The 19,091-nt window shown below is 73.4% G+C and carries 24 protein-coding genes; 9 read left to right on the top strand and 15 right to left on the bottom strand.

Translation table 11 applies throughout. The features are described from left to right. Window positions 1-982: 982 nt before the first annotated feature. From ACIQVZ_RS40335 to ACIQVZ_RS40325, 3 genes are all read right to left on the bottom strand, one after another. Window positions 983-1,153, bottom strand: a complete 171-nt coding sequence (locus ACIQVZ_RS40335) for a hypothetical protein (protein ID WP_402457553.1) — start codon at window positions 1,151-1,153, stop codon at window positions 983-985. After that, window positions 1,153-2,307, bottom strand: a complete 1,155-nt coding sequence (locus ACIQVZ_RS40330) for a DUF2637 domain-containing protein (protein ID WP_402457550.1) — start codon at window positions 2,305-2,307, stop codon at window positions 1,153-1,155. Before ACIQVZ_RS40330 ends, ACIQVZ_RS40335 begins: the two co-directional genes overlap by 1 nt. Window positions 2,308-2,370: 63 nt before the next feature. Further along, entirely contained in the window at window positions 2,371-3,114 is a 744-nt protein-coding gene (locus ACIQVZ_RS40325; RefSeq protein ID WP_402457547.1) for a GntR family transcriptional regulator, read from the bottom strand. Window positions 3,115-3,434: 320 nt separating this feature from the next. On the opposite strand from ACIQVZ_RS40325, the gene ACIQVZ_RS40320 reads away from it, so the two are divergent. The 6 genes from ACIQVZ_RS40320 to ACIQVZ_RS40295 all read left to right on the top strand — a co-directional run bounded on the left by ACIQVZ_RS40320 (window position 3,435) and on the right by ACIQVZ_RS40295 (window position 7,100). After that, window positions 3,435-3,665, top strand: a complete 231-nt coding sequence (locus ACIQVZ_RS40320; RefSeq protein WP_402457544.1) for a hypothetical protein — start codon at window positions 3,435-3,437, stop codon at window positions 3,663-3,665. After that, complete coding sequence (locus tag ACIQVZ_RS40315) at window positions 3,665-3,853, top strand: hypothetical protein (RefSeq protein ID WP_402457542.1); 189 nt, start codon at window positions 3,665-3,667, stop codon at window positions 3,851-3,853. Before ACIQVZ_RS40320 ends, ACIQVZ_RS40315 begins: the two co-directional genes overlap by 1 nt. A 161-nt stretch (window positions 3,854-4,014) precedes the next feature. Next, window positions 4,015-5,037 (top strand): hypothetical protein, encoded by a 1,023-nt coding sequence (locus tag ACIQVZ_RS40310; RefSeq protein ID WP_402457539.1) that lies wholly within the window; start codon window positions 4,015-4,017, stop codon window positions 5,035-5,037. A gap of 17 nt (window positions 5,038-5,054) precedes the next feature. Then, on the top strand, window positions 5,055-5,462 hold the full coding sequence (locus ACIQVZ_RS40305) for a hypothetical protein (protein WP_402457536.1): 408 nt from the start codon (window positions 5,055-5,057) through the stop codon (window positions 5,460-5,462). Between the two features lie 11 nt (window positions 5,463-5,473). Next, the gene (locus tag ACIQVZ_RS40300) at window positions 5,474-6,430 is read left to right on the top strand and encodes a hypothetical protein (RefSeq protein ID WP_402457533.1); all 957 of its coding nucleotides are present in this window, start codon (window positions 5,474-5,476) and stop codon (window positions 6,428-6,430) included. 226 nt (window positions 6,431-6,656) lie between these two features. Beyond that, window positions 6,657-7,100, top strand: a complete 444-nt coding sequence (locus tag ACIQVZ_RS40295) for a hypothetical protein (protein ID WP_402457530.1) — start codon at window positions 6,657-6,659, stop codon at window positions 7,098-7,100. A gap of 461 nt (window positions 7,101-7,561) precedes the next feature. On the opposite strand, the gene ACIQVZ_RS40290 is transcribed toward ACIQVZ_RS40295, so the two are convergent. Both ACIQVZ_RS40290 and ACIQVZ_RS40285 read right to left on the bottom strand, forming a co-directional pair. Beyond that, window positions 7,562-7,945 carry a hypothetical protein gene (locus tag ACIQVZ_RS40290; RefSeq protein ID WP_402457528.1) on the bottom strand — a complete coding sequence of 128 codons (384 nt, stop codon included), beginning with the start codon at window positions 7,943-7,945 and terminating at the stop codon, window positions 7,562-7,564. Between the two features lie 84 nt (window positions 7,946-8,029). Further along, on the bottom strand, window positions 8,030-8,506 hold the full coding sequence (locus tag ACIQVZ_RS40285) for a hypothetical protein (protein ID WP_402457526.1): 477 nt from the start codon (window positions 8,504-8,506) through the stop codon (window positions 8,030-8,032). A gap of 571 nt (window positions 8,507-9,077) precedes the next feature. Between ACIQVZ_RS40285 and ACIQVZ_RS40280 the strand changes: the two genes are divergently transcribed. The 3 genes from ACIQVZ_RS40280 (at window position 9,078) to ACIQVZ_RS40270 (ending at window position 10,308) form a co-directional block, all read left to right on the top strand. Next, window positions 9,078-9,311, top strand: coding sequence for a hypothetical protein (locus ACIQVZ_RS40280; RefSeq protein WP_402457523.1), 234 nt, complete (start codon window positions 9,078-9,080; stop codon window positions 9,309-9,311). A gap of 68 nt (window positions 9,312-9,379) precedes the next feature. Beyond that, complete coding sequence (locus tag ACIQVZ_RS40275) at window positions 9,380-9,718, top strand: hypothetical protein (protein ID WP_402457521.1); 339 nt, start codon at window positions 9,380-9,382, stop codon at window positions 9,716-9,718. A gap of 104 nt (window positions 9,719-9,822) precedes the next feature. Then, window positions 9,823-10,308 (top strand): hypothetical protein, encoded by a 486-nt coding sequence (locus tag ACIQVZ_RS40270; protein ID WP_402457519.1) that lies wholly within the window; start codon window positions 9,823-9,825, stop codon window positions 10,306-10,308. Window positions 10,309-10,584: 276 nt separating this feature from the next. On the opposite strand, the gene ACIQVZ_RS40265 is transcribed toward ACIQVZ_RS40270, so the two are convergent. From ACIQVZ_RS40265 to ACIQVZ_RS40220, 10 genes are all read right to left on the bottom strand, one after another. Continuing rightward, window positions 10,585-11,163: a hypothetical protein gene (locus ACIQVZ_RS40265; protein WP_402457516.1), complete on the bottom strand. Its 579-nt coding sequence runs from the start codon at window positions 11,161-11,163 to the stop codon at window positions 10,585-10,587. After that, the gene (locus ACIQVZ_RS40260) at window positions 11,160-11,768 is read right to left on the bottom strand and encodes a hypothetical protein (RefSeq protein WP_402457514.1); all 609 of its coding nucleotides are present in this window, start codon (window positions 11,766-11,768) and stop codon (window positions 11,160-11,162) included. The genes ACIQVZ_RS40265 and ACIQVZ_RS40260 overlap by 4 nt, the downstream gene beginning before the upstream one ends. A gap of 61 nt (window positions 11,769-11,829) precedes the next feature. After that, a complete protein-coding gene (locus ACIQVZ_RS40255) occupies window positions 11,830-12,300 on the bottom strand; it encodes a hypothetical protein (protein ID WP_402457511.1) in 471 nt (156 codons plus the stop codon). Between the two features lie 219 nt (window positions 12,301-12,519). Then, window positions 12,520-12,870: a hypothetical protein gene (locus tag ACIQVZ_RS40250; RefSeq protein ID WP_402457509.1), complete on the bottom strand. Its 351-nt coding sequence runs from the start codon at window positions 12,868-12,870 to the stop codon at window positions 12,520-12,522. Continuing rightward, entirely contained in the window at window positions 12,867-13,457 is a 591-nt protein-coding gene (locus ACIQVZ_RS40245; RefSeq protein WP_402457507.1) for a hypothetical protein, read from the bottom strand. Before ACIQVZ_RS40245 ends, ACIQVZ_RS40250 begins: the two co-directional genes overlap by 4 nt. A gap of 244 nt (window positions 13,458-13,701) precedes the next feature. Beyond that, window positions 13,702-14,016, bottom strand: coding sequence for a hypothetical protein (locus ACIQVZ_RS40240; RefSeq protein WP_402457504.1), 315 nt, complete (start codon window positions 14,014-14,016; stop codon window positions 13,702-13,704). Between the two features lie 30 nt (window positions 14,017-14,046). Next, window positions 14,047-15,885: a relaxase/mobilization nuclease domain-containing protein gene (locus ACIQVZ_RS40235; protein WP_402457502.1), complete on the bottom strand. Its 1,839-nt coding sequence runs from the start codon at window positions 15,883-15,885 to the stop codon at window positions 14,047-14,049. Beyond that, a complete protein-coding gene (gene mobC / locus ACIQVZ_RS40230; protein WP_402457499.1) occupies window positions 15,882-16,274 on the bottom strand; it encodes a plasmid mobilization relaxosome protein MobC in 393 nt (130 codons plus the stop codon). The genes ACIQVZ_RS40235 and mobC overlap by 4 nt, the downstream gene beginning before the upstream one ends. 382 nt (window positions 16,275-16,656) lie before the next feature. Then, complete coding sequence (locus tag ACIQVZ_RS40225) at window positions 16,657-17,085, bottom strand: hypothetical protein (RefSeq protein ID WP_402457496.1); 429 nt, start codon at window positions 17,083-17,085, stop codon at window positions 16,657-16,659. Between the two features lie 50 nt (window positions 17,086-17,135). After that, a partial coding sequence (locus tag ACIQVZ_RS40220) for a hypothetical protein (protein ID WP_402457493.1) occupies window positions 17,136-19,091 on the bottom strand: 1,956 nt, incomplete at its 5' end.

Genomic DNA, 19,091 nt, shown 5'->3' with positions numbered 1-19,091 from the left:
TCGGCTGGCCGCAGGCCGTACGGCCCGGCCTCACTGCCGGGTTCGTGGTGGTGCTGCTTGTCCCGGTCGAGCCCGTGGTCGTGGGCTGGGGTCTGCGAGAGGGGGGTCCCCCTCTCGCGCTCTCCCCCGGAGAGTCCGCCCGTCTGCCCTCCGCCGGTCGTTGCGCGGCCCGGAAACTCTGCTGTTCTTTTCCCTAGCAGGGCCGTGCGCGTTTTGGGTCGGGAAAAGCGGGTCTGACCTGCGGAAACGGGGGTGTCAACCCCGGACACGGGATCGGGTGCTGACTGCCCGTTCTGTGACGTTGCGTCCGGTTCGCCGGACATGATCCGCTTTGCCCGCTTCCGGCAGGCATCGGAGCAGTAGGTGGCGGCGACCTTGCCCGGCACCGACCTGACGGCGCGTCGGCACATCGGGCACTTCGGCCGCTTCGGCCGGCGGGCGTGAGTGCGGCCACCGTCAGCCGGGCGCTCGACCGCGCGTGCGGGAGCGACGTCCGGGCCGCTGGCCTGGGGGTGCGCCTGGTGCGCGCCGGGGTGCGCACCTTGGTGTGCACCAGTCTGGTGGGGTGTTGCGCCGGAGGGCGGTTCACCCGTTACGCTTGTCAGCGTCGGGGTCCTCTGCTGTCGTTTCGCCTAGTCAGTGGCGACAGTTCGGGGGGTTCGGCCGGACGGCGGGGCCCTGGCAGGCCCTTAAGTCCAGCTTTCGTACTGGGGTAGATCATGCCGTACGGGAGCTCTACGTGAGGCACACGGCGCGGAAGTGCTCGATGTGACCTGGAAGACCGTCAGGGCCCGTCCCCCATCAGGGGGACGGGCCCTGCGGCGTTTCTGCTGGTCGTTCACACCTTGCTGTACGAACCCGGGGCGGAAACCGTTACGCGGGCTCGCGCCTGCGCGCGTTGGAGCGGTCGCAAAAGTCGCAAAAAACACACAACTTTCACAGGGCCCGGCCGGGGGTTGCCCCGGCCAGGGCCGACTGTCGGTCAGTCCTCATCGGGGGTGAGCCCGTGGCGGCGCTCCCACTCCCGGGTGCAGCTCTGCACCACGGACGGATTCATCCGGTACTCGCCGGACTCGGCCGCCTCGATGGCGGCGACCAGCTCCTCCATCGTGTAGTCACCAACCAGCTTGCTGGGCCAGGGGTAGACGTTCATCAGGCCACCTCCTGGGCAGCGGCATGCCGGGCGAGCACGTTGCGGACGGTGGTGGCGGAGCAGCCAGCCTGGCGAGCGATCTCGCGCTGGCTGGTGCCCTCGGCGGCGGCGCGGAGGATCAGCTGGTCCCGGGCGGCGCGGGCCGCTTCGTCCCCGGCGTCGTCGTCCTCGTCGTCAGCTTTAACCTGCTGGTCAGCACCGGTGTGCACGTCGGTGTGCACCTGGGTGCGCACCTCGTCCGAGACCGACTTGAGCCAGCGGTCGACGGGGGGCTGGGGCTGCTCGGGTTCCGCGGCCTGGTCCTCCTCGATCTCCGCCTCCGGGTAGGACGCCGCGTAGATCGAGGGGTCCGGCTGCCACGTGCCGGTGCCGGTGCCGTTGGCGATCCAGTCGGTGGCGTAGGTGCCGGTGACAACCTCCGGCTCCGCCTCGACGGCGGGCGGCTGCTCGACGGCGGGCGGCTGCTCGACGGCGGCCGGGGCAACCGCGGCTGGGGCGACCGGCACGGGCTGCGGCCGGACCGCCGGCTGCTGCGGCAGCACCACCGGCTTCACCGGGGCCGGGGTCTGGACCGCCTGCTGGCGCTCCGCGCGGCGGCGCTTCCGGCCTCGGCGGGGAGCCGGGTCCGAGGCGGTCCGCCGGCCGCTGGTCCGGGCGACGGTGACGACCAGGTGCAGGCCGACGGCGGCGACGATCGGCGGGGCGGTGGAGACCGCGATCACCAGCCAGGGCGCAGCCTTGAGCGAGCCGGACTGGACGAGGTGGCTCACGGCGTTGAGCAGCACCGACGTGCCGACCGCGACCAGGGTGATGGTGCGGGCGAGGCTGCGGGCCTGCTCGGCGACGCCCTTGGCGAGCCAGGCGACACCGGCGACCGCGGCGAGCAGGTCCACGCTGACGGGCAGCGCCCAGGCGAGCCAGCCTCCCCACTGGGTCCAGCCGATCGCGGTGCCCAGTTCGGCGAGCGTGAAGGAGCTGGCGGCCATGGCGACGGCGGCGACGGCGCTGGCGCCGACGATCAGCACGATCAGCAGGGTGAGAGGGGTGTGCTCGTCGGTGTGCACCTCGGTGCGCGGGGTGGGAACCTCCTGCACACCCTGGTGCGCAGGGGTGTGCACCTCGGTGTGCGGGTCATACTCGGTGGTGCGGTTCACGTGGGGCCTCTTCCTCGTGGACTCTGCGGGCCGACCCCGGCTGCACGGGGTCGGCCGCTTCTACTAGTTGGCGTGGTCGGCGGTATCGGTGTACTCGACGGCCAACACCACGTGGCGCGGGAACCAGGTGGTCCCGTACTCGATGACGCCCAGGCCGTCGTGCCTCACTGTGGTGCGGACGAGGACCGGCTCACCCTGCGGCACACCGAAGCTCTGGGCGAGCTGGAGGCCGAGCAAGTCGACGGTGAAGTGGTCCGCGGTGATCTCCGTGTGCCGACCCGTGGCCGCCTGGATCCGGGCGACGTTACCCGGCGGGGTGCTCTCGACGATGAGCAATTCGGGTACCAGGTCAGCCAGTTCGAGCGGGAACCAGCTGTGGGACATTCGGATCACCTTGTCCCCGCGCTTCACCATGCCCGTGCGCAGGATCGCCGGCCTTCCGGGCTCCACCCCGAGGACGTCGCCGGCGGGGCCGGTCGTCGGGGTGACCTCGGCGGACAGGATCAGGGCCTCGTCCTCAGCGGCGTACTGCTCGCCGCGCTGGCGCGTCCCGTTGACCTTGACCCGGAGCACCGCCGACTCGTGCGGGCGGAACGAGGCCGCGTACCCGAGCCCGGTGACCGGGGAGGCGAAGCCCTCCATCCGGAGCACCTGAAGCGCTCGCTGGGCGGTCTTGGTGGCGACGCCCCACTCTTCCGCGATCTTGCGGACTGACGGGAGGCGCTGCCCGTCTGCGATCTGCCGGTCGGCGATCAGCCTCCGGTAGTGGTCGGCGATCGCCAGATAGCCGACGGATTCGGACGCCATGTCGAACAACTCCTTCTGCGGTGACGGACGGTCAAGCCCCTTGCAGGGGACCGGGAACTACTGCTACAAAGCTCTGTAGTACCTCGGTACCACAGCGTAGTACCTAGGTACCCGCTTCGCGCAAGTGCCATCGCAGAACCCCCGCCCGGGTCACCTCTCACAGCTCCCGGGCGGGGCGCCAACCCCTCCGTGAAGGGACCAGCAATGCCCGACGCTACCCCGAAGCCCCTCCCGATCCCCCCGATCACCCCGGCCGTCCGCAAGGCGGCCGGCACCGCCGCGGCCCGCCTCCTGCGCGCCCTGCTGGGTGGTGAGTCCCAGTGAGCAAGCTCAGCCACCTGCCCGGCCTCGGCGACCTCGACGCCGAGGGCGTCGGCTACCGCGTCGTCCAGCCCGTCAGCCTCGACACCGTCCGCGACCTGGTGAAGAGCCGGTCGTTCAGCCGCATCGAGATCAGCGACGGCTGCGGCGGGAACCCCCGCTTCTCCGCCATGTACTGGCTCGACGGCAGCCCGGTCGTCATCACCGGCCGGATCGCGGGTGACTCCTGATGGCCCTCTGGCGCCGCTCCGAGTCGAAGCCGACCACCCGTACCGACACCCCGGCCGCCCACGTCGACCCCAGCACCGGTCGCACCTGGACGGCGGACGCCTACGACGAGGCCCGCGCCAACGGCCGCGTGGTCCACGCCCCCCGCACCACCACCAGCCGCAGCTGGCTGGGCCGCCGCTCCTCCTGACCCGCCCGCAGGTGCGCACCCCGCACACCCGGGGTGCGCACCACCTCTGACCTGGAGAAACACATGATCTGGGATCTGATCTGCATCCTCCTGATCCTGGGGGACGCGGCGCTCGCCTGGTACGGCGTCGTCCTGCTGGCCCGGCACGAGGGGAGGAACCGGTGACCGTCGTCCCCCCGCCCCCGAACCACCCGCCCACCGTCGGCCGTCCGCCGGAGGACAGCGTCGTGGACGCCGTCGTAGCGGAGTGGTGGCGCAAGGACGGCCCGCGCATCCCCGGGCCGACCGCCCCGACCACCACCGTGCACACCCCCATCCCGATCGGCGCCGGCGCCGCCGTGCCGTCGATGGAGGAGGCCGCGCGGAACTTCTGGGCCCCCGCCCGCGAGATCTTCGCCGAGCAGGCCTCGGCGATCGCCTCGCAGATCGGCCAGCAGGTCGGCCAGCTCCTCACCGAGACCGCCGCCCAGCGCGCCGCCCGCGAGCAGGTCGAGTACGAGACCCTGCTCGCCACCCAGCGCGCCCGGGGCGACTCCGCCCTCGGCAAGGTCGGCGAGACCAAGGCCCAGCAGGCCAAGCGCCACCGGACCCAGGACCTCCTCGGCCCGGGCCCGGTGCAGCACGACGACCTCGTCCACCTGGTCGACCGGCTCGCCGACCGACTCGCCGAGACCCCCCAGGACCGGACCGCCCGCCTGGAGACCGAGCGCGAGCTCGCCCGACAGCGCGCCCGCGCCCACGAGGACCACGTCCGCGAAGCCGCCGGGGAGACCCCCAAGGCGCGCGAACTGCGCCACCGTCAGCAGCGGCTCGCCGACGAGCGCGAAGCCAAGGACCGGGCCCGCCGCCAGCGCCGCCGGGCCGCCCGCGCCGCCGGGCCCACCGACCGCACCCGCCGCTTCCGCCGCTGGTGCGTGCTCACCGCGATCAGCGCGGTCGGCGGCTACTCGATCGGCCTGGTCCCACTGATCGCGACCGGCGGGCCCTGGGTCGGCCTGGTCCTCGCCGCCGGCGGCTGGGCCGCCGACCTGTACCTGCGCGACCTGGGCCGCCTGCGCGTCAGCGAGGTCCGCGGCGCCGGACCCCTCCTTCTCCTGGTCCTCGCCCGCATCCCCGTCGCCTCCGGCCTGGCCGTCGCCGCCGGCCTCGCCCCCCTCCTCCCCGCCCTGCACCTCTTCCACTGACCGTCAGGAGACACACCATGAGCAGCCTCATCGCCCTGGGCACCGGCGGCGCCGCCACCGTCGCCACCATGTACCTCTACGTCGGCGTCAAGGGGAAGAACAAGATCAGCGTCGCCCCCGATCACGTCCCCTACTGGGCGTTCGGGATCGGCCTGCTCGCCGCCAACGCGGGCACCGCCTTCCAGCAGGTCACCGGGATCGGCACGCAGCTGTCCGACTCGTTCAAGGGCAACGCGGCCCTCGGCGACTGGCAGACCGGCGCGACCGCTGCCGTCCTGACCATCGCGGTCTTCGGCCTCAAGCCGCGCGCCTGGAAGGACGCCCTGTGCGGCGCCATCGCCCCCAACCTGTTCGCCGCCGCCGGCGGGCTCTGGCTCCTGCCGACGTCCATCATCAGCGGCCTGATCAGCGCGTTCATCAAGTAAGGGCCCCCGCCATGGAGAAGATCTTCCCCACCGAGCGCGCCGTCCCCGGCCAGCGCCTGCGCATCGTCACCACCCTGCTGTGGCCCGTCACCGGGCTGTGCACCGGCACGCCCGTCCTCGTCCGCAAGCTCATGGCCCCCCGCCACCAGCGGCGCGCCGAGGCCGCAGCCCTCACCGCGAAGCGCGAGCAGCTCGCCGCCGACGTCGCCGAGGTCGACCTCGCCGCCTTCGCCAAGAAGCTCTCCGCCGAGGTCGACCCCCTCAAGCGCGCCGCGCTGGTCAACGACCGCGAGGCCGCGCGGATCACGGTCCGCGAGGTCGAGGTGGAGCAGCTCTCCGCCGCCCGCAAGGCCACCTTCGAGAAGGCGAAGGAGGCCGCCGGCGGCGCGGCCCTGCTGCTCGTCCTCGGCGGCCCGCTGATCTGGTCCCTCGCCCGCCCCTGGATCGGCCCCGGCGTCGGCCTCCTCGTCGGCACCTGGTGGATCGCCGCGCTGATCCACGCCCCCTCCCCGGTCCCGAAAACCAGCGCCGAGGACGCCACCCCGGCCGACACCGAGCACGACGACGAGGACGACCAGGAGAACGACGAGGAGGACGCCGACGACGACCAGGACGAGCCCCACCCGGCCCTGCCCCCGACCCTCACCGACACCGAACTGACCACCACCGTCGAGCACATGGTCGCCCTGCGCGCCCGGCGCGACGAAGGCCGTGGCCACGTCCACCTGTCCGAACTTCTCATCGCCCTCAAGCGGCACGACCGCTACTGCGGGTACACGGCGCGTGAATTCGGCGCCGCCGTGAGGGCCGCCGGCCTCCCCGTCGAGCGCCGCGTCCGGGTCGGCAAGGACGTCTCCCCGGGCCTCACCTACAAGGGCCTGCAAGCCCACCTCGGGCACCCTCCCCGGCTGCCCGCCCACGCGGTCCCCCAGCCCGCCCCAGAGCCCGTCCCTGCCGGGGCCGTCTGACCCGCCTCCTGACCCACCACCAAGAGCCCCCGTTCGGCCCCCCGGCCGGCGGGGGCTCTGGCATGCTCGGACAGCCCCTTCTGGCCCCTCTCCCCCGGGGAGGACCAGGCCCCCGCCGTAGTCGACTACACCCGCCGTCCGACCTGCGAAAACCACACGACTACACGCTCGACTACACGCCGACTACAGGCCCCGACTACACCCCCGCCGAGAGGGGACGCCCACCTTGTACAGCTACCGCTGCGGGGTCTGCCGCACCGTCAGCGACCACCTCGACCCCACCGAGGCCCTGATCGAACAGCGCCGGCACATCACCGCCGTCCACGACGGCCGCGCACCCGAGCAGCAGAGCATCACCCCCCTCGACACCGGCCCAGGCCCCACCACCTGGACGCCCGACGCGGCCTCCTGGGAGACCTCCAACCAGAGGGTCCTGCGCACCGTGGTCGCGATCATCACCCGGTCAAAGCTGTCACTGACCGTGACCACCGTGGTGGTGGCCTTCATCTGCTGGCGCGTCTACGACGTGTTCTCCCACCTCGCCGACGCGCTGCCCGCGCCCAGCCCGTACATGCCCGGCACCACCCACACCCCTCCCCCCCTGCCGACCGGCCAGCCCCTGGCCTCCGTCATCGCCAGCGCCAACGCCGCCCCGCCCACCCCGCACTGATCGGACCACCCCCACAACTCGTCACGTGACGAGTTCGAAAACGGGAATCCGGTTCGACCGGGTTTCGCCCCGACCCCTCCCCTGCCGCCGGAAGGTGCCCCGGCTCGCCTCACAGCGCCTCCGGCGGGCCGAGCCTCCCCGAGGGAGGGGGCCTCGGTGATCTTGGGCGCTGACCGTGGGTAGGTGGTGCGGGCCGGGACGCGGAGCTCCCCCGGCAGACGCCTCCGAACCCTGCCGCACCCAACCGGGGCACTCCCGACCACGCCCGGCCAAGACTTTTCACCGGCCCCTCCGCAAGCTCCGGGCCCGCCGAAAACTCCCGCCCGGGTCGACCGCCCCGAGGGGGCGGCCGAGTCGCTCGACCCCGGCCGGGTACGGCCACCACCGCGAGCCGTCCACCGGGGGAGCTCCGCGAGCCCCGACCCTTGGGCGAAAGACGACGGCCTGGTCCTCGTCGTCGGTCAGCCGACCGCGCACCCGGCGACGGCCAGGGCCTCGGTGATGACGGCCCGCTCGGTGGTGGTGAAAGGCCGGCTACTGTCCCACTCGTTGCGCGGGTCGAAGCCCCACAGGCCGACCGGGCCGCGCGTCGGCTGAGCGTCCGCGGGGTCGAAGCCCGCGACGTGGGCCAGCACCGCGACGGCGTACGGGTTCTCCGGGAATTCCTCCGGCATGATCAGCGCGCAGTCCGACATGCTGACCCGCAGGCCAAGCGAGGCGTCAGTGAGCCAGGCCCGGCCGACGCCGTACGGGCCCATCGCCTTCTCTGCGGTCGGCTTATCGGTGCCCCACTCGGCGCGGCCGTCGGGGTGGATCAGGATGATGCACACGGCGGAATCAGTCATGCGCCGACCGTAGCGGCCGAGCGAGGGGCGCGGCTCCCTCCTCGGATGACACCCACCGCCCCTCCCCGCCCGATCACGCGGCGGTCAGCGCCCGGGTGCCGGTGCCGGCCGGTCGAGCACCGTCGCCAGTCCGGCGAGCAGCCTGCCCTCGGCGGCCTCCGTCTCCACCAGCTCCACCGCGTGCTCCAGGTGCTCCGGCAGCAGGAAGCCCTCCCCACTCGTCGGGAACGTCCCCGGTCGGACCAGGCCGAGCACCGCCCGGCCGCGTCCGGCCGCCTTCTCCCACCGCGCGCTGACCGCCGGCGGCGGCGAGCACAGCAACCGCGACTTGCCGGTGTGCGCCTCGGCGAGGCAACCACCCATCACCGTCACCGAGCAGCGGGTGACCGGCCACAGGCCGCCGCTCCACTCCCGCGCGCTCACCCGCTTCACCCCGCCCTGCTTCAACCGCGCCGCCAGCACCTCGTACTGCCCGCTGTCCGCCGGCTCCGCCACCGCCATCGCCCACTCGTCCCCGTCAGCCAGCTCCGCCACCGACAGGCCCCACGTCATCATCGTCATGCCCCCGCACCGTACCGGCCCTCCCCCACCGCTCGCCGCCGTCACACCCCTGCATCACCGAGCCGACGGACCACACACCAAGCCGAGAACGACGACCAGGAGCACGAGCACCCCAGAGCACCCCAGAATCGAAGATCGAGAACGACCACACCTCAGACACTTCAAGATGATCAAGGCAGCGACCCAAGCGACCCACTCCTATGCATCACGACCCGAGCGACCGACCAGACACCTCTTGCAGATGCTCTGAGCACGGCCCGCCGGCGGCGGCGAACACCACCTCCCCGGCTCCGCCGCCGGTGCGCAGCACCAGGCCGCCCGGCCGAAGGGAAGAGAGCCCCAGCGGCTCCGGAGCGGCACCAGAGCGAGCACCGGACCCCCCAGAGAGATGTCGGCGTCGGCCGCGAAATTAACCGGCCGTGACCTGCGGCGACGGCGGCCGGGCGGCGCCTGGTTAGTTTCTAGACGAAACCAGAGACGAAACCGCGTACGCCACCAGAGCCGAAACCAGAGACGCCACCAGAGCCGAAACGGCGGCCGGCGGGCGGACACTGGTGGTGGAGGCAGCTCCATGGACACGGTCACGCACGCCCAGTTCCACTCCATCCTCGACGAGGTCCTCGACTCCGCCGTCGGCGAGGCCCCCCTGCCCGTGAGCGCGACCTGCCCGACCTGTCGACGGTACGGACCGGTCGAGATCGGCCCCGACACCGTGCACGGCCTCGCGTGCGGCCACACGCTGCTGTGGCCTGACTCCTGCCGGGAGTCGGTCCCCTGGCCCCCCGCGGCAGGGTCGACCGGATGAACCCAGGGCCGCAGGCCTTCGGCGTGGCCACCTGCGCGGGCCGGTCTGCGGCGCTCATCATCGGCGGCATGGACTACGTCGACCGCCTCGCGGCGCAGCTCTCGGAGACCGTCCTCGACCCGCTGCTGGTGCGCCTGGTCGACGCCGTACTCGACTCCCCGGGCGGCGCCCAGGTCCTCGCTTCCCTCGACCGGATCGCCGCCGCGGAGGGTCCACAGGGAAGTTGTCGGCCTCCCGATCCGGCACGCCGACCCCCCTTGTCCAGCAGGTCAGACCCCTTGTCCGCCCGGGCGCCGCAGGCCCTGCTGGAGAACCCGAAACGGAACCCGAAAGAGCACCCGAAAGAGGACCCCGAACGGGACTCCAAAGAGGACCCGAAACGGGACCTTGATCAACAGGAGGACTAAGGTATCGTCACCTTCGTGCCGATACCCCAGCCCTGAGCTGGGCTTTTTTGTGCCCTGCGGCGGGCCGCCGCGACCCCTCCCCCGGACAGGCAGAGGATGGCCGGGTGGAGCGTCCCCGGTTCAGCCTCAAGAGCGCCGCCGCCGCGTGCGGGGTGAGCGTGTCCACCGTCCGCCGGCGCCGCGAGAACGGCGACTTCCCCGGCGCCCAGAAGACCGAGGCCGGCTGGTTGATCCCGCTGGAGGACCTGCTCGCCGCCGGGCTGCGGGTGAACGCCCCGAGCGCCCCGGACGAGCAGCCCGTGAGCGGGGCTGACGACCTGGGCGAGGGTGAGCGCGCCCGCCTGCTCCGGGAGCTGGCCGACGCCCGGCACGCCCAGGCGCTCGCCGAGCAGGAAGCCCGTCACCTCCGGGACTCCATCGCTCGCCAGGATGCCCACCTGGGCGACCTGCGGCGGGCGATGCTCGCGCTCACCCCCGCACCGGCGAGCACCCCTGAGCCAGCCCACGAGCCCGCCCTGAGCGACGCTCACGAACACCCGGTGAGCGTGCCCGAGCAGGCCCGCCTGCGGTGGTGGTCTCGCCGCCGGTAGCCGTCCGGCGCGGGGCACTCGGGGGCGGCGCTTCCCGGCGCGAACGGCGGGCCAGGCCATCGCACGGGATGCGCGCCGGGGAGTGCCGACCGGGGCCGGGGTCCCGGGGCGGCAAGCGCCCGGGTACCACGGGCAGCAACCCGTCCGCGGCAGGGTGCGCACCTGTTGGGCACCAGGTCGGAGGCGGTGCGCACCAAGGTGTGCACCCCCGGGAACGGCGCCGCCCGCCTCCCCCAGGAACGGCGGGGAAGCGGGCGGCGGCGGAGGGGGCACCGGTCAGAGCGGGCGGGCGGCCGACTTCTCGACGTACGGCGCGAGCGCCCTGGCCACGGTCTCCAGCGCGGCCTGGACGTCGAGGTGCGCGGCGCCGTCGAGCTGACCGCCGGCCTTCACATCACCCCGGATCTGCACCGGCACGTCGGGTTGCTCCTGGGCCAGGTGGACCGTCGCGGCCCGCCCCCCGTCGTCCGGCAGCACCACCTCGACCGTCACCGCGCCGACCACGGCCTCGCCCGCGCCGATCCGGTCTACCTGCCGCTCGAAGCTCCGCTCGGCGAGCCGCCCGGCGGGCACCGCCCGGCCCAGGTGCCGGTGGACGTCCTCCAGCGCGCTCTGCAACCGGGTGGCGACGTCCTCACCGGCGGCCACCGCCTTGTCCGGGCCGAACTCCAGCAGGTCACCCAGCGCACGGAACGCGAAGGCCATCTGCAAGGCCGCGGCGGCCAGCGGCTCCGGGTGCTCCTCCAACATCGAGGGCAACAGCTTGTCCTGAGCGTCGAGGCCGATCCGCCGCACCGTGGCCGGGCGCAGCACCTGGAAGGTCGGCTGAACCCGGCGGAAGTCGGCGGCGCTCACCGCTGGTCGCCCTTCCCGGTGAACCAGCGGCGCCAGAGCGGACGCCGTCCCTTTCCAGTCACCAGCGGCCGCAGGGTCCGCCCCAGGTCGTGCAGCCCGTCGCGGATGATGAGGTGCTGCGCGGCGGGAATCCGGGCCGTACTGCCGGGGGTGTGCACGGTCTGGTGCGCGTCGTCCGCGGTGAGCGTGACCGTCACCTTCTCGCCTCCCTTCAGCAGCAGCTCAGCCGTTAGCTTCCCGACCACCGGCAGGCCCTCCTCCAGGCAGCTGTCGATCAGCCCCAGGTTGCGGTCTTCCAGCTCGTCGGCCGGCACCTCGGCGGCCAGGTGCTCGCGCACGTGGTCCGCGGCCCGGTGCAGCCGCCAGGCCAGCTCCTCCCCCTCGCCGAGCCGCAGGTCCGGCTCCGCGACCAGCACCCGTTCGAGGTAGCAGATTGCGATGGCGATCTGGGCCGCGGCCTCGCCCAGCGGCGTCCGGTCGGGCCCGATCCCGGCCCGGGACAGCACCTCGGAGGCGTGCCGCTGAAGCTCGTGCACCGCCTTCGGGTCCAGCGGGGCGTACTCCCACAGCCGCCCCGGCACCGTGGTGGTCTGGTAGGTCGTCATCACGTCTCCCCTTCGTTGGTGGTCACCATCACCATCGATCCGCGGCCCGCTTGGGTCACGGTCACTGCTCGTCGTCGCTGTCGCCCAGCACCGACTCGTACTCCGGGCGGCGCTCGGTGAAGTGCCGCTCGCCGTACCGGCCCTGCCACCACCTGGCGCGCTCCTCCAGATCGGCCGAGTACACCTTGTGGGCGGTCTGGCGGGTCACGCCGAGCGCCTGGCCGATCTCCTCCCAGGAATCGCCGGTCTTGCGGGCGTCGTAGATCAGGGACCAGCGGGACGCCTGCAGGCTCTCCAGCAGCAGACGGTTCAGCGCGATCGCCTCCAGCGGCGTCACCGGCTCCGGGCGGTCCTCGGCCGGCTGGCGGAAGTGGTCGCCGAGCTCCTGATCGAAGTAGCGCTGCAACAGGCGCCACTGGGCCTCGTGGTGGATCTCAGGGTCGCCGGGGTACTCCGGGTCGCTCGGGTACCAGCGCGACTCGTCGAGCCAGCGGGCGAGGATCCGGGCGAGGGAATCGTCGAGTACGGTCATAGCCGACAGGGTGTCAGATGTGTCTGACAAGCGTCAACCACATCTGACATTTCGCTGGCGCGCACCGCAACACCGCAGGTCAGATGAGGTGTGCACCCCTGGTGCGCGGGCAGGTGTGCGCCCCGGAAATGGCCCTGCCCGCCGCCCGGCCGTGGGGTCGGGAGGCAGGCAGGGTGCTGGCGGGCGGTCAGCCGGTCCGGCCAGGGTCCCGGTGGGCGGTCACCATGTGAGTTCTTCCTGGCCCTGTATCTGCGGACCCGGCCCGGCCTCCCCGGCCTGCTCGGCGTCGACGTCCTCGACGGCCTTGCGGGCCTTCGCCGCGGTGGTCTTGCCGAGCGTCCCGAAGATCCGGTCCAGCCGGGCCTGCTCGCGGTCGTGGATCGCCGTCAGCTCGCGCTGGCGCACCCGGTCCTCGCTGGCCCGGGTCTTGCACCCGGCCTTGCAGTACTTCGGCGCCGGGCCGCGCTTGTTCTCCGGCACGAACGGCGTCCCGCACCACGCGCAGATCCGCAGCGTGGCGGCCTTCGGCTTGGCCGCCGGCTGCTGGCCCGGCTCGGCGGCCCCGGTCACCGGCGGGCCAGCAGGTCGGCGATGGTGGGCCAGGCGGCCTCGTTGAGCTGGCGGGCGATGGCCTCGACGTAGTCGATGGCGGTGGCGACCAGCAGCGGGTCCTTCGCCGAGACCGGCGCGGGCAGCGCCCAGTCGGCGCCGGGGATGCGGACCACCGTGGTGGTCAGCAGCGCGGGCCGGTCGCCCTCGGGCTCGTAGTGGTAGCGGTAGCCGCTGTCGTCGAAGACGTCGTTCTCGGTGCTCCAGCTCCGCCACCGGTAGTCCGGCATCTGGTCGCGGGTCGGGTGGATCGGCACCGCGACGTCGAAGAACAGGGCACGGTCCTCCTCGGTCAAGCGGGCGGTGATGCCCAGCAGGTCGGGGCGGCGCTGGGCGAAACCGGGGGCCATGATCGGCGGGGTGGCGATGTCCCAGCAGGCGGCGGCGAACTCAGCCGCGGACAGCGTCCCGCCGTCCTCCCAGGGGTCGAACCGGCTGCGGTGGTACTGGGTGAGGTAGACGCCGAAGCGGCTGTTGCCGTCGGACGCCTTCTCGCGGTCCTCGTCGCGGTCGACACTCACCAGGGTGGTCTTGGACCAGGCGGTCATGGGGCTCCCTCTCGAATACGGCGGAGCACGGTGACGGGTCGTCACCGGGTCAGGCCCCATCCTAGAACCCGTAACGTTACGAGTTCTAGAGGGCGCGGGGGTTCGCGGGAGCGCGGCCGTCCGCCGCGCGCCCCCTCCCCATGGCCAGTCAGGGCCGTCCCGGGGACTGCCGGTCGAGGGGGGTGCGCACCCGGTATCTGTGCTGGTCGCGGCAGGTGCGCACACCGGGTGTGCACCCCTGGCGTCAGCCTCCCTTCCCGTACCGGGCCAGGTCGTCGCGGACCTTCCGGCGCACTCGGGCCTCGTGCAGCGAGACCACGCCCGCGGGCACCGGGTCGTCCACCCGGGGGCTGCGGTGCCGGGCGGGCGGGCCGGGCGGCGGGATCACCAGCGGCGGCAGCGGCGGCGGCGAAGGCACGCACGGCGGGATGGCCGGGCCGCCGGCGTCGACGTCCGGGTGCTCTCCGCAGCGGCAGCTCCAGTCGGGCGGCTCCCAGGGCGGGATCGGCGGGCGGGGCTTGCGGTGGCGGCCGGGGCCGGCTTCGGGCTCGTAGCTCATGTCCTGACCAACGAGCCTCCCCCGACACGGCTACCGGCCTGGCGCGCCGCCCCGATCGCGCGGGTCGCCCCGACGAAGGTACGGCGGCTGCTGCCCGACGGCGGGGCCGGCCTTCTTCGGCACCGCCTTCTTCGCCGTGGCCTTCTTCGTCGGCCTGGCCGTGGTGCTGCCCGCACGGACGGCACGGGCGGTCACCTCGCGGGCGAGGTCGGCGCGGACCTGATCCTCCAGGCGGAGCTGCTCGGGCGGCAGGGCTGCGCGGCGGGCCTGCTCGGCGAGCAGCTGCTCGACGCCGCGCCGGGCCTGGGCGACAGAGACCCGGGCGGCCTGGAGTGGCGCCTGGTGGTCGATCTCCTGGAGCCGGGCGAGCTGGGCGTCCTGACGGATCGCCGCCCGCTCCTCCTGCTGCCAACTGCTCTCCAGCGCGGCCAGGGCCTCGGCGTACGGGCCCCGGACCCCGGGCGCGGCTTCCTCGGCACGGCGCAGCGCGGTCTCGGCGGCGCGGTCGAGGCGTACAGCCTCGGTCTCGGCGCGGGCGGCGAGGTCGGCGGCGGCAGTCGCCATGTTTCCAGCGTCCGCCTTGGCCCGGGGCGAGCGCCAGCGGGAGCCGGCCTTCGCCTCCGCCTCGGCCTGCACCTGGCGGTCGGCGGAGGCCTGCTGGCGCTGCTGCCCGGCCTCCGTGGTGTACGCCTCCGCCTCGGCCTCGGCGGCCACCGCGGCCTGCAGCCCGGCCCTGTGCTGGTGGAGCTGCGAGCGGTGCGCACCCATGCCGACCCCGGAGGCCAGGCCGTCCAGGCGCATGGCGGTCGCCGTCTCGGTGCTGAGCGTCTTCTCCCTGGTGTCCAGGGTGGTGCGCAGGGTGCGCAGCGCGGCGTCGAGGTCGAGCACCGTTCCGGCCGGGATGGCGCCCAAGGCGCGCACCGCCTCCGCCCGCTGGTCCGCAGCACGCTCGGCGGCACGCTCGCGGGCCTCCGCCAGGCGTGAGCGGGCGAGGTCCGGCGGCGGCGCGCTGACCGGCGCGGCCGTCACGCTGTCATCGTCCGCCAGCGGCGCCACCGGCCCGGTGACAAGGCGCAGTTCGGCGGGCGGGTCCAGCACCGGGCCCAGCTTGCCCCAAGCGAGGTCCCGGCCGGCCCTCGACGCGGGCACCCAGATCTGGACGCCGTCGCTGTCGAGCCAGGCCGGGATCGACAGCGAGTAGCCATTCATCCTGCCGGTGCTGGCGACGTTGGCGCGGAAGTCGACGCCCCGGGCGGTCAGCTCCGCCTCGAACCTCACGCGGCCAAGACCGGCGGCGGCGTCCCTGGCCTGCTGGGCCAGCACCCGGATCTGCTCGCGCTCGGGCAGCACGGCACCCCGGCGCTGGGCGGCGGCCAGCTCGCTGCCTGACCGCACGCCAGGCCCAGTCTTCTTGTACCGGTCGGCGGCGCGCACCAGGCCATGCTCCGCCTCCAGCGCGTCGAGGACGGTGCGGTTGCGCAGCCAGTCCCGGCCGTTGTCGATCAGCCGACCGTCCCAGGTCAGACGGCTGACCGTGATGTGGACGTGGTCGTGCCCGTGGCGCGCGGCCACCCACGGGCAGTCGCCGAAGCCCATCCGGGCCACGTACTTCTCGGCGACCGCCGCCCACACCCGGTCGTCCAGGACACCGTCCTCGTCGGGCACCGACAGCGAGACCCGCCAGATCGGCTTCTTGATGTCCGAGCGCTGACGGGTGTGGTGGTCGATCAGCCGGGCCACCTGCTGCGGCGTGCCGGGCACCGTCCCAGCGACGAAGCGCGGGTCGAGGTGTTCGTCGCGGCGCCCGGGGCCGAAGTCATAGCGGATCGCGCCGGCCACGCGGCGGCCCGTGGTGATGTTGCCGATCACGCCGGGTCAATCCACTCCTCGACCTCGGCCTCATCGGCCTGGTCGTCGTCCCACTGCCCCTCACCGATCGGGCGCAGTCCCCGCACCACCAGGGCGGCGTTGCCGACCGCCTCGATGGTGGCCGCCAGCTTCGGCAGCAGGTCCCGGGGCAGCTCCCCGCCGTTCGCCAGGCGGGTGAGCTGGTTGAGGTTGTTACCCAGACGAGCGAGCTCCAGGTACGCGGCGTGGTTGACGGGCGAGACCTGGGCGACGTCGCCGGGGATGCCCGGGTGGCCGTTGATCTGCTCCTCGACCACCGCCCGCGCCCACGCGCCAAGCTCCTTGCGCTGGGTCCGCCGGCGGGCCTCGTGCCAGCGCTCCAGCTCCTGCGGCGTCAGCCGGATCGACACGGTGTGGCCCCGCTTCCCGACCGCCGTCAGCCGCCCCTGCCCGCCCTTCGCCACCGGCCCCAGCCCTTCCGCTCACGGGTCGCCAGGACGCGCCGCCAAGGCGCGGACAGGCGGGCACGACGCCCCTCGGGCGGCGGGCCGACCGGCCCCCTCGGGCCGGTCATCCCCTCGGCGAAGCGTAGCGAGCCGGGGGCCAGGTGGATCAAGCGAAGCGCAGATCCCTACCTGGCTCTGCCAGTGTCGGCGGGGTAGGGCGGCCTACGCCCGGACCCGGCGGCGCGGGCAGCCTCACCAGCAGCGGGGCTTGACCGGACGTCACCGGCCATCGCGCCCGGCCCCCTCGGGGCCGGGCTCCAGCGCTCGCGCTGGAGGGAGCGGCCCCTCAGCCGCGGCCGCCGACGTCGCCCTGGTCCTCGTCGGCCGGGCGCGGGGGCAGGTGGGGCAGGTGCTCGTCGACCCACCGGTGCGCGGCCGCGCTGGCCGGCGTCAGAGGGGGCAGCCCCTCCGGCTCCAGGTGCCCGGCATCCAGCCGCTCGCCGACCGCACGCATCGCGTCGATCATGCTGGCGAAGTGGCGCCCATCGTGGTGCTCGCCTGCGGTCGTCATGCCGTGGACCGTACCGGCGCCACGGGTGGCGAGGGGGCGCCGACCGGTCGGCGCGGCCGGGCTCGGCGACGTCGGCGAGGGGAGCGCGGCCGCGGCCGCGGCCGCGAGTTCGGCGGCGGTCCTCCCGGAGCGGCGCGGCTCGACGGCAGCGACGTCCTGGTGCTCGCGGTCGACGCCGGGACCGAGCAGGCGACGGGTGGTCATCGAGGGCTCCTTCGGGTCAGTGGTGGTGGGCACCTGGTGTGCGCACCTGGTCAGTGCTGGTGTGCACCCGGGTGCGCGGGGTGTGCACCAGCGGTCGGCGCGGCCTCGGCGCGGCGGGCCCGGACGGCCTGGCGGATCCGGACGAGCAGGTTGTCCGGCTCGGGCCGCGCGAGGGCGTTGGCGAGCGCGGCCGGGACGGGTTCGGGGTCCTGCTGGCCGTCGGCGAGCGGGGCCAGTCGCTGCGGCTTGTGCCCGCCCCGTTCAAGCTTGCGCCGGGCGTCGGCTTCGACCCGGCGTTTCTGGAGACCGTCGATCACGTCGTCGTAGAGCTTCTGGAGCTCGCCGGAGGTGAGCAGCCGGACGTCCTCGCGCTCCCCTCCGGCGGCCTGGACGACCCCGACGACGTTGTCCAGCTTGATGCCGTTGCCCTCGGTGGCCTGGCTGACGGCGTGGTCGTAGCCGTTGTTGGCGACCTTGTGCCAGGCCCCGGTCTTGATCTGGACGCCCGCGCGGAACTCGGATACGGCCTCGCCCTCGAAGAGGAGGTCCATGTTGTCCTCGTCGTCGTCACCGCCGGTGAGGCCGAGCAAGGACCGCAGGTAGCGGGTCCACTCGATCGCGCGGCGGCCGGAGGTGGCCTCCTCGTACTCGGCCCACCAGGCCAGGCACTGCTCCAGGGAGCCGTGGCCGTCGACCTTGCTGGGGTTCTTGCCCTTGAGGAGTTCACCGATTCGGGTGAGGAGCTGGAAGGGCGCCATGTTGCCCTTCCAGGCGGTCTTGTTGTGGGCGCCGGCGAGTTCCGCGGCCGGGTCCTTTCCGTCCTGGGTCTTGGCGAGGTACTCGCCGAAGCGCTCGGCGTCCTGCACGGTCTTGAGGCGCTCGAAGTGGACGCCGTGGCCTTCCCCGTTGCACTTGCAGTCGGGGATTTCGCAGGTCAGGGACGGCTCGAAGGTCGGGTCGATGGCCTTGAGGCTGGTGGTCCAGACCTTGCGCCACTCCTCCTTCCACTCGGCCAGGTGCTCGTCCTCGGGCTCGAAGGTGCCGACGATGCGCCGGTCCCAGCCGCTGCCCTCGGTCCGGCCGCCGACCAGCACGATCGCGTGGATGTGCGGGTGGAACCCGTTGGCCAGACCGACCGTCACCTCGGTGGCGCGGATCATGCCGATGTAGCCGATCTGGCCGCGGATGCCGTCCGGGTCACCGTCCTCCGGCCGTCCGGCCCACGTGCCGCCGCTGATGAGCCGCTGGTAGGCCCCGGCCCTGCGGACCTTGCCCCGGGCCGCCTCACGGGCGTCTGTGACCCCTTGGCGGGCCTCCTGCATCCATCCGTCGCCGACTTCCCGGGCGGCCTCCATCGCCTTCTTCTTCTGGCCCTTGGGGGCCGCGCGGCGGGCCGCGTCGACCGCCTCCCGGCGCCGGGCCCACGTCTCGGCGACGTTGAGCTTCGCGGCGAGGATCGCGGACTTGGCCGCTTCCCGTTCGGCGAGCGGCGCCGAGCGGGTGCCCTGGATGGCGTCCATCAGGTCTGCGAGGGCACTGGCGCGGGTGTGCCGGGGGGTGAAGGTGACCGCGTAAGCGCTGCCCCCGGCCTTGATCCACTTGACGACGGCGCGGCTGATCTCCTGGGTGCGGCGGTTGCGGATCTTGGCGGAGCAGATCGGGCAGAGCCAGATCCGGCCGCACTTGAGCACGCCGAGCAGGACCGAGTAGCCCTCAGCGGTCTGGGCCTGGATGGCTCCGGTGTCGGGGTCCATGACGGCCCGGCCGCAGGCGCGGCAGGCTCGGTCACCGGTGATCTGCCACAGCGCGCGGCGGCCGGCGTACCGGCGGGCGGCGCTGCGGCGGGCCTTCTCCTGGCGGGCGAGGTCGGGGTCGACGCGGGCGGCGCGGGCCGCGGCGGTGTTCTCCAGGTCGGCTGGCCGCAGGCCGTACGGCCCGGCCTCACTGCCGGGTTCGTGGTGGTGCTGCTTGTCCCGGTCGAGCCCGTGGTCGTGGGCTGGGGTCTG

The organism is Kitasatospora sp. NPDC098663, assembly GCF_044760075.1.
Lineage (GTDB): Bacteria > Actinomycetota > Actinomycetes > Streptomycetales > Streptomycetaceae > Kitasatospora.
Note: the sequence above shows the minus strand (reverse complement) of the source record. Positions and strands in the feature narration are given on the sequence as shown.

What these genes read in the sequence shown, in the direction of transcription:
- ACIQVZ_RS40335 (WP_402457553.1), bottom strand. Translation starts at nt 1,153, where the DNA reads ATGAACGTCTACCCCTGGCCCAGCAAGCTGGTTGGTGACTACACGATG.
- ACIQVZ_RS40325 (WP_402457547.1), bottom strand. Translation starts at nt 3,114, where the DNA reads ATGGCGTCCGAATCCGTCGGCTATCTGGCGATCGCCGACCACTACCGG.
- ACIQVZ_RS40315 (WP_402457542.1), top strand. Translation starts at nt 3,665, where the DNA reads ATGGCCCTCTGGCGCCGCTCCGAGTCGAAGCCGACCACCCGTACCGAC.
- ACIQVZ_RS40305 (WP_402457536.1), top strand. Translation starts at nt 5,055, where the DNA reads ATGAGCAGCCTCATCGCCCTGGGCACCGGCGGCGCCGCCACCGTCGCC.
- ACIQVZ_RS40300 (WP_402457533.1), top strand. Translation starts at nt 5,474, where the DNA reads ATGGAGAAGATCTTCCCCACCGAGCGCGCCGTCCCCGGCCAGCGCCTG.
- ACIQVZ_RS40290 (WP_402457528.1), bottom strand. Translation starts at nt 7,945, where the DNA reads ATGACTGATTCCGCCGTGTGCATCATCCTGATCCACCCCGACGGCCGC.
- ACIQVZ_RS40285 (WP_402457526.1), bottom strand. Translation starts at nt 8,506, where the DNA reads ATGACGATGATGACGTGGGGCCTGTCGGTGGCGGAGCTGGCTGACGGG.
- ACIQVZ_RS40280 (WP_402457523.1), top strand. Translation starts at nt 9,078, where the DNA reads ATGGACACGGTCACGCACGCCCAGTTCCACTCCATCCTCGACGAGGTC.
- ACIQVZ_RS40275 (WP_402457521.1), top strand. Translation starts at nt 9,380, where the DNA reads ATGGACTACGTCGACCGCCTCGCGGCGCAGCTCTCGGAGACCGTCCTC.
- ACIQVZ_RS40260 (WP_402457514.1), bottom strand. Translation starts at nt 11,768, where the DNA reads ATGACGACCTACCAGACCACCACGGTGCCGGGGCGGCTGTGGGAGTAC.
- ACIQVZ_RS40255 (WP_402457511.1), bottom strand. Translation starts at nt 12,300, where the DNA reads ATGACCGTACTCGACGATTCCCTCGCCCGGATCCTCGCCCGCTGGCTC.
- ACIQVZ_RS40245 (WP_402457507.1), bottom strand. Translation starts at nt 13,457, where the DNA reads ATGACCGCCTGGTCCAAGACCACCCTGGTGAGTGTCGACCGCGACGAG.
- ACIQVZ_RS40240 (WP_402457504.1), bottom strand. Translation starts at nt 14,016, where the DNA reads ATGAGCTACGAGCCCGAAGCCGGCCCCGGCCGCCACCGCAAGCCCCGC.
- ACIQVZ_RS40225 (WP_402457496.1), bottom strand. Translation starts at nt 17,085, where the DNA reads ATGACCACCCGTCGCCTGCTCGGTCCCGGCGTCGACCGCGAGCACCAG.